11 protein-coding genes are annotated in these 11,916 nt (G+C 67.0%); 2 read left to right on the top strand and 9 right to left on the bottom strand.

The window, feature by feature from the left end:
* Window positions 1–193 precede the first annotated feature (193 nt).
* Window positions 194–931 (bottom strand): glycerophosphoryl diester phosphodiesterase, encoded by a 738-nt coding sequence (locus tag N826_RS24950; RefSeq protein ID WP_052832014.1) that lies wholly within the window; start codon window positions 929–931, stop codon window positions 194–196.
* Between the two features lie 141 nt (window positions 932–1,072).
* On the opposite strand from N826_RS24950, the gene N826_RS24955 reads away from it, so the two are divergent.
* Window positions 1,073–2,131 (top strand): lysine-2,3-aminomutase-like protein, encoded by a 1,059-nt coding sequence (locus N826_RS24955; RefSeq protein WP_044433169.1) that lies wholly within the window; start codon window positions 1,073–1,075, stop codon window positions 2,129–2,131.
* A gap of 22 nt (window positions 2,132–2,153) precedes the next feature.
* Here N826_RS24955 and N826_RS24960 read toward each other — a convergent pair whose 3' ends face one another.
* The 4 genes from N826_RS24960 to N826_RS24975 form a co-directional block, all read right to left on the bottom strand.
* Window positions 2,154–3,176: an Rpn family recombination-promoting nuclease/putative transposase gene (locus N826_RS24960; protein ID WP_044433171.1), complete on the bottom strand. Its 1,023-nt coding sequence runs from the start codon at window positions 3,174–3,176 to the stop codon at window positions 2,154–2,156.
* A 76-nt stretch (window positions 3,177–3,252) separates the two neighbouring features.
* Window positions 3,253–3,873 (bottom strand): hypothetical protein, encoded by a 621-nt coding sequence (locus N826_RS24965; protein ID WP_044433173.1) that lies wholly within the window; start codon window positions 3,871–3,873, stop codon window positions 3,253–3,255.
* Between the two features lie 100 nt (window positions 3,874–3,973).
* Window positions 3,974–4,432 carry a thermonuclease family protein gene (locus tag N826_RS24970; RefSeq protein WP_063772311.1) on the bottom strand — a complete coding sequence of 153 codons (459 nt, stop codon included), beginning with the start codon at window positions 4,430–4,432 and terminating at the stop codon, window positions 3,974–3,976.
* Between the two features lie 172 nt (window positions 4,433–4,604).
* Window positions 4,605–4,814, bottom strand: coding sequence for a succinate dehydrogenase assembly factor 4 (locus N826_RS24975; RefSeq protein WP_044433175.1), 210 nt, complete (start codon window positions 4,812–4,814; stop codon window positions 4,605–4,607).
* 135 nt (window positions 4,815–4,949) lie between these two features.
* Between N826_RS24975 and htpX the strand changes: the two genes are divergently transcribed.
* On the top strand, window positions 4,950–5,861 hold the full coding sequence (htpX, locus tag N826_RS24980; RefSeq protein WP_044433177.1) for a zinc metalloprotease HtpX: 912 nt from the start codon (window positions 4,950–4,952) through the stop codon (window positions 5,859–5,861).
* Between the two features lie 16 nt (window positions 5,862–5,877).
* Here htpX and N826_RS24985 read toward each other — a convergent pair whose 3' ends face one another.
* The 4 genes from N826_RS24985 to kdpC form a co-directional block, all read right to left on the bottom strand.
* Window positions 5,878–7,665 carry an ABC transporter ATP-binding protein gene (locus tag N826_RS24985; protein ID WP_044433179.1) on the bottom strand — a complete coding sequence of 596 codons (1,788 nt, stop codon included), beginning with the start codon at window positions 7,663–7,665 and terminating at the stop codon, window positions 5,878–5,880.
* Between the two features lie 158 nt (window positions 7,666–7,823).
* Complete coding sequence (locus N826_RS24990) at window positions 7,824–8,513, bottom strand: response regulator (RefSeq protein WP_044433181.1); 690 nt, start codon at window positions 8,511–8,513, stop codon at window positions 7,824–7,826.
* Window positions 8,514–8,553: 40 nt separating this feature from the next.
* Complete coding sequence (locus N826_RS24995; protein ID WP_044433183.1) at window positions 8,554–11,304, bottom strand: sensor histidine kinase; 2,751 nt, start codon at window positions 11,302–11,304, stop codon at window positions 8,554–8,556.
* Window positions 11,305–11,320: 16 nt separating this feature from the next.
* On the bottom strand, window positions 11,321–11,902 hold the full coding sequence (gene kdpC, locus N826_RS25000) for a potassium-transporting ATPase subunit KdpC (RefSeq protein WP_044433185.1): 582 nt from the start codon (window positions 11,900–11,902) through the stop codon (window positions 11,321–11,323).
* Between the last annotated feature and the right edge of the window lie 14 nt (window positions 11,903–11,916).

Here is an 11,916-nt window from a genome sequence, read left to right on the forward strand (position 1 = left end):
CTTCTGCGTTCGGTAGGCACCACGTCGACGACACGCCGGTTCGACACCGGCGGCGGCAAACGCCTGCCCTTAGTGCCTCCATATATGAAAAAATTGCGACGCAGAAGAGTGGCGACAGAATATTTATCGCAACGCCCCGGCGATTCGCTAAAGCTGTACCACCGTATGTAGTCCAAGGGGTATTCCCCTGTCGTCAATCGCCGAGCACCGCCAGGACATCGCGCGGATAATCGGTGAAAACAGCCGAAACACCGAGATCGATCAGGCGCCGGGCCTGGGCCGGATCGTTGACGGTATAGACCAGGACAGGACGGCCGGTCGCCAGATAGGCCGCGATGCTTCGCTCGTCCTCGCGGCGGGCGTTGACGTTGAGCGTGGTGGCCTCGAGACGGTCGGCGATGGCCGCCCAGTCGGCGGGACGCCGGTCGATCAGGTAGCCACGCGGCCATTCCGGCGCATGGGCCAGCGCCACTTCCAGGCTGGGGAGTTCGAAGCTGGAAATCAGGGGCGGCGGCCGGTCGGCGGGCCACAGGGCGCGGGCGGTGTCCAGGGCCTTGTAGGCGGTTTCCTCCTCCCGGCCGGGGCAGGGCTTGATCTCCAGGTTGATGCCGAGACCCAGTTCGAAGACCAGGGCAAGGGTTTCCTCCAGCGTCGGGATCTTCTCTCCGGCGAACTCGGGGCCGAACGGCTTGCCGGCATCCAACCGGCGGAGGTCGGCGAAGTCCATCGATGCCACTGTGCCCCTGCCGTCGGTGGTGCGGTCCACGGTGTCGTCGTGCATCAGGATCGGCACGCCGTCGCGGGTCAGTTTGACATCCACCTCGACCCAGCAGACGCCCTGTTCGGCGGCGGTGCGGATGCCGGCCAGCGTGTTTTCCGGCGCGTACCCTCGGGCGCCGCGGTGGCCGATGGTTCTGGGAAATCGGATCATGATGGAGGACGAGGTCCCTTTGCTGGTGTGACGGCTGCTGTCGGCGTGGATTTATGTGGGTGGGTGGTTTGGCGGGTGCGACCACCATATAGTGCCTCTACGCCGAAGTTGAGTACCGCCCACATCACGAGTCCCATATTTATGAAGAGAACTGCTACGGCGCGCAGCCTGGACGGCCTGGTTGCCGCGGGCGCGCTGGCGCCGGAGCGGGCCGCGGCCCTGGGCCGCGTCGCCGACCGCTACGCCATCGCCGTGACGCCCTATCTGCTCGACCGGCTGGAGGGAGCTGAACCGGACTCTCCGCTTGCGCGCCAGTACCTGCCGTCCTCGGCGGAACTGGAGGTGACGCCCGAGGAGCGGGCGGATCCCATCGGCGACGCAGCGTGGTCGCCGGTCAAGGGGATCGTCCACCGCTATCCCGACCGCGTGCTGCTGAAGGCGCTGCATGCCTGCCCGGTCTATTGCCGCTTCTGCTTCCGCCGCGAGATGGTCGGTCCCGGCGGCGACGCGCTGGACGCAGATGAACTGGCGGCAGCGCTGGATTACATCCGGCAGCGTAACGACATCTGGGAAGTGATCATGACCGGCGGCGACCCGCTGATGCTGTCGCCGCGCCGCCTGGGGGAAATCGTTTCGGCCCTGGATGCGATGCCGCATGTCGGTGTGATCCGTTTCCACACCCGCGTTCCGGTGGCCGATCCGGAGCGGATAAGCGCTGATTTGCTGTCGGCGCTGAAGGTCTCGGACAGCGCCGTCTGGGTGGCGGTCCACTGCAACCATCCGGACGAACTGACGGAGGAGACCACGGCGGCACTGGCGAAACTGGCCGATGCCGGCATTCCGCTGGTCAGTCAGAGCGTTCTGCTGCGAGGGGTCAACGACGATGCCGCCGTGCTGGAGGCCCTGTTCCGACGGCTGGTGCGGGCGCGGGTAAAGCCTTACTACCTCCACCACGGTGATCTGGCGCCGGGAACAGCGCATTTCCGGACCGGGCTGGACGAGGGAAGGGAACTGGTCAAGCGCCTGCGCGGCCGGGTGTCGGGGCTCTGCCAGCCTGCCTACGTGCTGGATATCCCCGGCGGGCACGGCAAGGCGCCGGTCGGGCCGGATTGCTTGAGCGGCGATGCGGACGCCGGGTATGTGGTGGAGGATTACCGGGGGGTGCGGCACGCGTATCCGCCGGTGACGGAGAAGTTATAGCAATCGGGCTGAGTTCAGCGCGTCAATGCATGGGATCGGAGAACATGGCTTCAAGAGAGGGCGCCTTGAAGATGGCACGTGTCCATCGGTCGAGGTCTTCCACAGTGGCGGATCTAACCTTTTCTTCGACAGTCTCGGAAGCCGCTCCGAAGCGGTTCTCGATGATCAGCAGCAGCGTCTTCGCTAATGTCTCATGTTTGCCCTTGGCATAACCCTCGGCCTCGTACCACTCACCGATCGTCGGCATGATCCTGTCCTCCTGCCCTGGTAGCACCCGGCCCAATGCTGCCCGCAGACGCTCCCTGTAATGGGCGTCGCCTGATTTGAAAAGATATCTGACCACGATACGGATGACGGTCAAGTCGATCAGCGCAGCGGCACCAAGCAGGCGGTCGAGGGTGACATCCGGGTCATCGTCCCTGGTCGCATATTTCAGCATCAGCAGTCCTGCCTGCAATTCCGGATGACGCGACAGCTCGGCGTCGGGAAGCGCGGACAAGTCTACCAGACTATAGCCGAAATCGAGCGGTCCCGCCGCCCGCATTTCGGCGTGCATGCCATAGGCATTACCCAGGGTCGTCGGCAGTGACCAGCGGTCGGCGCCATGGTACAGGACGATCGCGAAGACTGCGGCGGGCACGATCCAGACGGTACCGTCGGGGTTGCGCCGCCGTCTGGCGCCGCGTGTCGCGGCTCCGCTCAAGCAGCCCAGGATCTGGACCAGGGTGTCTCCCTCGGGGGAGCTTTTGTGTTCCACCATCGTCCAGATCAGCAGAGGTTCGCCGTCCAATGTGGCGAGGCTGAAGACCCTATCGCCGCGATGCTCCGCCAAAGCGGGATCGACGAAGGATTCGGACCTGTCGGTGGCCGGGTCGGCCATCAAACATGCCACGACCGCCGCCGGCAGCCTTTCCCGAAGGAAAGCATCGGCGTTGCCGGGAAGGTCGAGCAAAAGCTTTGCGAACTGGTCATGCCGCCGGATCAGGCGGCGATCACCTTTGATGGCGTCCGTATCGCCGGCGGTAGTCCCGGAAGGTCGAGTCATGGTTCGGTGCGGTGTGTCCTGGAATACATCCGCACGCTATAGCATGCTGTAGCGGGAAGGATACCCGCAATGGGGATCAGCCCGGCGGCTGCGCCGGCGTCACCATCGTTCCCGGTTGCTGGGAGCTGATCGTTCCGGGAAGGGTGCCGAATCCGTCGGGGAAGAGCTGCTTCGTTATGTCGCTGACCAGGAAGCGGAAGCCGGCCTGGCCGGGGGTTACGCTGCCGACCATCCGGTCGGTCGCGGTGCTCAGCGGCTTGGCGCCTTCGCAGAAGGCGGCGGTGATGCGGGTAGCGGCCATCAGGTCGGTCTGCTCGGGCGGAGGTGTGGTGTCCACATCGTTGGTGCGGGTGCAGAGGGTGTCGGCGTCCATCATGTCCTCGCCATGGAAGGCGATGACCAGACGGTAGTCCTTGTCACGCTTGAAGCCGACGCCGGCGGTGAAATTGGTGTGAGGGTCCATCAGGCGCTGGGGCAAGGCTTCGATCACCTTCTGGCTGAAGTCCTGGGGCGAACTGCCCTTCATGACGCCGATCACGATGACGCCGAAGCCGCTTTCCGGCGGGGCGGGGGCCGTGACGGGTTCTTTCTGTGGATCGGCCTGGGGAGTACCCTGGGCCATGACGCCGCTCGCTCCGAACACGATCATGGCGCCGGTCAGTCCGGCCACTGCGGCCCGGAAGCGGGACTTTGGCATGGTGTTCTCCTCGATTTCGGGTCGGCAGCGATCAGACGCCGCACGCCCGACAAACGAACCATGCCACGGTATGTTCCCTGGAGCGGCCGGATAGGGCCGTTCAGGGGAGCTGGGCGACGGAGCACCAGGGCTGGCGCGCCTCGCCCTTGTAGGGGCGAGCGAGACCGGACTTGATCAGCATCTGGCCGATATCCTCGCCCGAGCGCGTGACGACGCGGGCTCGGACGCGGCCGCCGTACTTATCGTGCTGGATGTCGTAAAGGGTTACCCGGGCGTCGGCCAGCAGCTGCTCGGTCATGAGGCGGGCCTGATCGGCCATGTCCTTCTCGCGCTGGCACTTGCCGCGCTTCTCCGGCGTGTCGATCCCGTCGATCCGGACGCGGGTGACGACTTCCTGCCCGAGCCAGACCATGACGCGGACTTCCAGCGTATCGCCGTCGATCACGTCGGTCACCACGCCCAAATAGGGACCGGAAACGGTTTCGCCCGCCGTCGCGGGAGCGACGGTACCCAGGAAGGTGGCTGCGAGGAGGGCGACGGCGGTCAGCAGGGCGCGCACGGGACGGGTTCCGATCCGAGGGTGGGCGACGATCGCCGACCTTCCAGAAGGATACTCGAATGCTAGGACTTACTCAAGAGTTATAGGTTGTTTGTCCTACATGCTAGTGTACTCAGTCTAGCATGCAGCCGTATGATTCCAACTATCGGGTTATAGTCCTGAAGCCGCAGGGTCAAAAATCGGTGCAGCGTCCCTTGGATTCCCAATCGCCATAGCGCGTCGGTTCGGGACCGCGCGGGCCGCCGATCTCGCCGGGCTTCTGGGGGGCGCCGCCAGTGGAGGCAGCGGTGGCAGATGCCGATTCGGGGGACGCGGCGGGATCCTTGGGACCGCTTGCCGCGGGGTCGGCCGCCGGGGCGGCCTTTGTGTCTGTCTGGCTCATGTCGGACAATATGGCGCGACACCGGGGTTGCGCCAAGGCTTGAAGCTGTTCGGGACGGCGTCACATATCGAAGGTGCCTCCGGACGAACGAAGTTCCGGAGATCGAAAGACGCGTTCAGGCAATCGGGTGGGATCATGACGAGTTATATGCGTACGGCGATGCTGCTGGCCGGCATGACGGCGCTGTTCCTGGCGATCGGGTACATGATCGGCGGGCAGGGCGGCATGATGATGGCGCTGCTCTTCGCGGTCGGCACCAACCTGTTCGCCTATTGGAACTCGGACAAGATGGTGCTGCGCATGTACGGCGCGCGGCAGGTCGATGCCGCGACGGCGCCGCAGTTCTACGGCATGATTCAGCAGCTTTCGGCGCGGGCCGGCCTGCCGATGCCAAAGGTCTACATCATCGAGAACGACCAGCCCAACGCCTTCGCCACCGGCCGCAACCCGGAGAACGCCGCCGTCGCCGCGACCTCCGGCCTGCTCCGCCGGCTCAACCACGAGGAAGTCGCCGGCGTGATGGCGCATGAGCTGGCCCATGTGAAGAACCGCGACACGCTGATCATGACCGTCACCGCGACCATCGCCGGCGCCGTGTCGATGCTGGCCAACTTCGCGTTCATGTTCGGCGGCAGCAACGGCAACCGCAACAACCCGATGGGCATGATCGGGACGCTGCTGATGGTGTTCCTGGCGCCGCTGGCCGCGATGGTCGTCCAGATGGCGATCAGCCGCACCCGCGAGTACGAGGCCGACCGTATCGGCGCGGAGATCTGCGGCCGGCCGCTGTGGCTGGCGAACGCGCTGGAGAACATCCAGGTCAGCGCGTCGCGGATCGACAACGTCCAGGCGGAGAACAATCCCGCGACCGCGCACATGTTCATCATCAACCCGCTGCATTCCCGCTCGGTCGATGGGCTGTTCCGCACCCATCCCTCGACCGAGGAGCGTGTGCGGCGGCTGCGGGCGATGGCCGGCCCCGCCGCCGGCCCGATCGGCGCCGGCGGTTTCATGGCCGGCGCGCAGCAGGGGCCTTGGGGCCGGTAATCGGACCGGTGGTCGGCTAGCCGACCGGCTCGGGCGTTCCGGACCGGACGACCTCCCGCCACATCTCGCGGAAGCGGGGCTGGCGGGCGATCAACTGGTCCAGGGTGCCGGCGTCGGCGACCCGGCCGTCCTGCATGAAGACGACGATGTCGAACCGGGTCAGCAGGTGCAGCCGGTGGATCGACGACACGATGCTGGCGTCGGGGAACTCGGCCATCAGGTTGGCGTAGACCTTCGCCTCGGTCGCCGGGTCCAGGCTGCTGGTCGGTTCGTCCAGCATGATTACCGAACTGCGCTTGGCCGCCAGGATGCCGCGCGCCAGCGCCAGACGCTGCTTCTGGCCTCCCGACAGGTTGCCGCCGCGCTCGACGATGACGGTCTCCAGCCCCTGGGGCATCCGGTCCAGGATCGGTGTCAGGCAGGCCAGTTCGCAGGCGCGCTCGACCTCTTCCGTCGAATAGTCCAGGCCCATCGTGATGTTCTGCGCCACCGTGTTCTCGAAGATCTCCGGGTCCTGCGGGATCAGGGTGGAGATCGTGCCGAGGCCGGTAAGCTCGGGGTCGGGCCTGCCGTCCACCGCGATGGCAACGCGGTCGGCGTCGTAAAGGCCGCTGAGCACCCGCATCAGCGAGCTTTTGCCGGAGCCGCTTTCGCCGACCAGGGCAATCCGGGCGCCTCGGGGCACGGTGAGGGAGACGTCGTCCAGGGTCGGCGTCTGGGAGCGGTGATTGGGGTGGCGGAAGGTCAGTCCGGTGACCTCGATCTCCTGCCAGCCCGGAACGACGTCGCCCTTCAGGCCCTGGCGGCTCTCGGCGTCCAGGATCTCGTCGGCGCCGTTCAGGTCGGTGTGCGCGCGGACGACGCCCTGCCAGTGGTTGGCCAGCGTCCCGACCACGTCGCCGATCTGCTGGGAATACTGGTAGACCATGACGGCGGTCCCGACCATGACGGCGGCGCCCTGGCGCCACAGCAGCCAGACATACAGCGACACCAGACCGATCCGGAACAGGTTGCCGACAAGGTCGAGCGTGCACCACTTGGCCTCGTTGACCAGGATGCTGCGCCGGATCGGGGCGAAGACCTCGTGCAGCCGGCGGGTCAGGGCCACGCGCATGGCGTCCTGAAGCCGGAGCGTCATGACGGTGGACACGTTGCCCAGGCTGTCCACCAGCTCGGCGGAATAGCGCCGCTCCGCCCGGTTCTCGGTATCGGCCAGCCGCGCCATGGCGCGGTCGAGATGGTAGAGGATCAGGCCCAGCACGGCGTAGCCGACCATGGCGACGGCGCCGGTGACGCCGGAGATCGCGCACAACGCCACGACCGGCCCGATCAGGCCGACGACGCTCTGGAGATAGAGGAACTGGTTCTGCGAGAAGTCGAACAGCGCCGCGTCGGCCTTGCCGATCCGCTGGATCGTCTCGCCGGTATGGTGTGTCTCGTGCCAGCCCATCGGCAGCGACATCAGCTTGCGGTACAGCACGTCGACGAAGCGCTCGCGGATGCGGAGCGCCGTGAACCGCTCGATGATCCGGCCGGGACCGTGCAGCGCCCAGCCCAGGATGCAGAAGCCCAGCATCCACAGCATGTCGATGCCGGCCTTCGGCACGCCGTCGTTGCCGCCCTGCTGGAGGTCGTTGACGGCATTGCCGAAGAAATACGGGATCGCCAGCCGCGCCGTCTGCGCCGCGACGAGCAGGAAGATGAAGGCGACGACCAGATGCCTGGCGCCGTCGGCATTGCGCCACAGGGCGCCGTATAGCTTGCCCAACCCGATGCCGGAAGCAGCCCCCTGCCGAGTTCCCATTTCCACCTGATCTTTCCCGATGAGCCGGTCTCGGCCGCAGGACATGTTCCGGCGGCTGTTCCCCACAAGCGCGCTGATATGGTGAGATGGGCCTGCTGTGAAAATGCTTAATCCGCAACGAAATGCGGTATTGCACTGCACGCATGACACCCGCCGGTTCAGCGCTCCTCCCCAGTGCGAAGCCGGTAGCCGACTCCCGGTTCGGTGACGATCAGGACGGGACGGCCGGAGTCGCTTTCCAGCTTCTGGCGAAGCTGGTTGACGTAGACCCGCAGATAGGCGGTGTCGTGTGCATGGGCCGGTCCCCAGACCTCGCGCAGGATCTGGGCATGGGTCAGGATCTTGTCGCGGTTATGGACGAACAGGCTGAGCAGCGCGTGCTCTTTGGGGGAAAGACGCTGCTCGACGCCGTCGCGGACGGCCAGCCGGCGGGTCAGGTCGATGGTGAGGCCGCCGATCCGCAGCCTGTCCGGGTCCGACGCGGCGGCCGAGCGCTGGCGGGATGCCGCGCGCACCCTGGCCATCAGCTCTCCGATGCCGAACGGCTTCACCACGTAGTCGTCGGCACCCCGGTCCAGCGCCTCCACCTTGTCGGTCTCGTCGGCCCGGACGGACAGGACGATGATCGGGACCTGAGAGTGCTCGCGGATCAGGGTGATGACTTCCTGGCCGTCGATGTCGGGCAGCCCTAGGTCGAGGATCACAAGGTCGGGGCTTTCGGCCTTCGCGGCGTCGGCGCCCTGCGCGCCTGTCTCCGCTTCGACCACCTTATAGCCGGTCGCGGTCAGGCTGATCCGCAGGAACTTGCGGATCTGCGGCTCGTCGTCGATGACCAGGATCTTCAGCATGAGGCCGATCTTTGGCCGGAGGCCGTTCGGTTGGCAAGGATCATTCGACCGTCTCAATCGGCGGGGCCTCCGGCTGGTCGGCGTCGGCCACGGGCAGCCGGATCACGATGCAGGTGCCGGCGCCGTTCAGGCCGGGCTGGGCGGCGATGCGGCCGCCATGAGCTTCCACGATGCCGCGGCAGATCGCCAGCCCCAACCCGGTCCCGGCGGCGCGGCTATCGCCCTCCTCGACCCGGTAGAACATGTCGAACACCCGCTCCCGGTCTTCCGCCGGGATGCCCGGCCCCTGGTCGCAGACCTCGACCACGGCGTGGCCGTGGCGGAGCGCCGTCCAGACGGTGACAGGCGTGCCGGCGGGCGAGTATTTGCAGGCGTTGTCGATCAGGTTGAAGATGACCTGCTCCATCAGCATCGCGTCGAGCCGCAGCAGTGGCAGGGCGGGGTCGATCTCGACCCGGACCTGCCGGCGGCGCAGCAGCTTGGCCGCGCGCTCGACCGCCGAGCCGATCACGTCGCGAAGATCGACCCAGTCGGTGCGCGGCTTGAGCTTGCCCGAGCCCAGCCGGGTCATGTCCAGCAGGTTCTGGACGAATCGGTTCAGCCGCTCCGCCTCGTCCTGGATAGTCTGGGTCAGGTCGAGCCGGTCGGCGGCGTTCAGCGAGCCCTCGTACGATATCAGGCTGGATGCCGCGCCCAGGATGGACGCCAGCGGCGTCCGCAGGTCGTGCGACAGGCTGGACAGCAAAGCGGAGCGCAGGCGTTCCGTCTCCGTCGCCAGCCTCGCGTTCTCGATGTCGGAGACGAGGTTGGTGCGCTCGATCGCCACGGCGGCCTGATCCGCCAGCGTGCCGAGCAGCCGGCTGTCTTCCGGCGAAAGCGGACGGTCCCGTCCCTCGATCTGGACGCCCAGCACCCCGACCGGTCCCCGGCCGGTCTGCAAGGGCAGGAACAGCCAGGGAGAGGTCGGCAGGGTGGTGGAGCCGCGTCCGGCCGGTTCGGCGTGCGACCACGCCCATTCCGCCGCCGCCCGCGCCTTGTCGTCCAGCCGGTCCTCCGGCGGATAGCCCGCCCGGATCATAAGCTGGCCGCCGTCCGGCCCCATATCGAGCCCCGGCACCGGCGCCTCCGGCAGCAGCACCAGCGACCGGCCATGGATGGTCGCGGCAACGTGGTGGACGACCGCCCACAGCACGTCGTCCTGGTTGGCCGCCGCCGCGATCTTGCGGCTGAAGCCGTACAGGTTGGCGGTCCGCCGAGCGCTCAGTCGCGTCGCCTCGACCTGGGAGCCGACGCGGGCGGCAAGGTTGCTGGCGATGAAGGCCGTCAGCAGGAAGAACGCTACCGTCAGGATGTTCTGCGTATCGGAGATGTCGAGCGTGAACAGCGGTTCGGTGAAGAAGAAGTTGTAGGTCAGGGCACAGGCGATCGAAGCCGCTATCGACGGCCCCAGCCCATAGCGGATCGCCACCAGCAACACGGTCATCAGATAGACCAGCGAGATGTTCGGCAGCTCCATGAACAGGCTGAGACCATAGCTCAGCCCCGTGGCCGCACCCGTGGCCACGGCCGCCATCGCGTAGCCGGTCCACTTGCCGACCCAGCCGAAGCCGCGGGGACGGACACCCAGGGACGCCGGCGCCGGCTCGGCGTCGTCCTCGCCCGACACGACCGTCACGTCGAAGCTGTCGGCGCGGGCCAGCAGTTCTGCGGTGACGGAAGCGTGCAGGGATGGAAGCCAGCGTCCGGGGCGAGCCCGGCCGGCGATGATCTGGCTGATGTTCCGCTCGCGGGCGAAGGCCAGCAGCTCGGCCGCGACCTTGTCGCCGGGAATGACATGGGTCTCGGCACCGAGCTGTTCTGCCAGCCGCAGGGCGTCCGAGATCCGCGTCTTGGCTTCCTCCGGCAGCGTGGCATGCCGGTGAGTCTCGACATGGACCGCGATCCACGGCGCCTGACGGCGCTCCGCCGCCCGTCTGGCGGTCCGGACCAGCCGGAACACCGCCTTGCCGTCGCCGATGCAGACAAGGATGCGCTCCCGCGTCGGCCACGGCCCTTGGATCGCATGGGCACGCATATACGTGACCATCTGCGCGTCCACCCGCTCGGCGGCGGCGCGCAGCGCCATCTCCCGCAGGGCGGTCAGGGTGCCGGGCGAGAAGAAGCGCTCCATCGCCAGCATGGCCTGATCGGGGACGTAGACCTTGCCTTCCCGCAGGCGCTTGATCAGCGTCCTGGGCGGCAGGTCGATCAGCTCGATCTCGTCGGCGTCCTGAAGCACGCTGTCGGGCACGGTTTCCCGCACCCTGATGCCGGTGATGCGCTCGACGACATCGTTCAGGCTTTCCAGATGCTGGATGTTCAGTGTGGACAGGACGTCGATGCCGGCTTCCAGAATCTCTTCCACGTCCTGGAAGCGCTTGACGTGCCGGCTGCCCGGAATGTTGGTGTGGGCCAGTTCGTCCACCAGAACCAGCCCCGGACGGCGCCGCAGGATGGCATCGACATCCATCTCGGCGAACTGCCGTCCGCGGTAGTCGACCTGCCGGCGGGGCAGGGCCTCCAGCCCATCGAGCAGGGCTTCGGTATCGCGCCGCCCGTGGGTCTCGACGATGCCGACCACGACGTCGGTCTTCTCCCGCCGCTGGTCATGGGCGGCCTCCAGCATGGCGAAGGTCTTGCCGACGCCCGGTGCTGCGCCGAGAAAGATCTTCAGCCGCCCGCGCCGCTCCCGGTTGGCCTCGGCCAGGAGCGCTTCGGGGGAAGGGCGGTCGTCGCGGTCGGTGTCGGGCATCAGTCCATCCGGGCCATCAGTTCGTTCCAGAAGTGCGCTGGTCCAGTTCCAGGTTGAGCAGCAGGACGTTAACGCGCGGTTCGCCCAGCAGGCCCAGCGTGCGGCCCTCGGTATGGCGGGCGACCAGGGCGCGCAGGTCGCTCTCGGGGATTTCCCGCGCGGCGGCGACACGGGGAACCTGCCACAGCGCCGCCGCCGGCGACAGATGCGGGTCCAGGCCGCTGCCCGACGCCGTGACCAGTTCGACCGGCACCGGAGCGGCGGGATCGGCGCCGGGGTTGGCGGCGCGCAGGGCCTCGACCCGCTTGGCGACTGTTTCGATCAGCACGCCGCTGGTCGGGCCGAGGTTGGAGGCGCCCGAAGACGCCGCATTGTAGTCCACCGCCGACGGGCGCGGCTGGAACCAGCCGGGTCCGACGAAGTTCTGGGCGATCAGCGCCGAACCGGCAACCTTGCCGTCGCGCACGATCAGGCTGCCGTTGGCCTGCGCCGGGAACAGCGCCTGCGCCGCCCCGGTCACCGCCAGCGGATAAAGGATGCCGGTGATCGCGGTCAGGACCAGGAGCATCATCAGCGCCGGCTTCAGTTCTTTGAGCATGTATATCTCGCTTT

The organism is Skermanella aerolata KACC 11604, from assembly GCF_000936425.1.
GTDB classification, from domain to species: domain Bacteria; phylum Pseudomonadota; class Alphaproteobacteria; order Azospirillales; family Azospirillaceae; genus Skermanella; species Skermanella aerolata.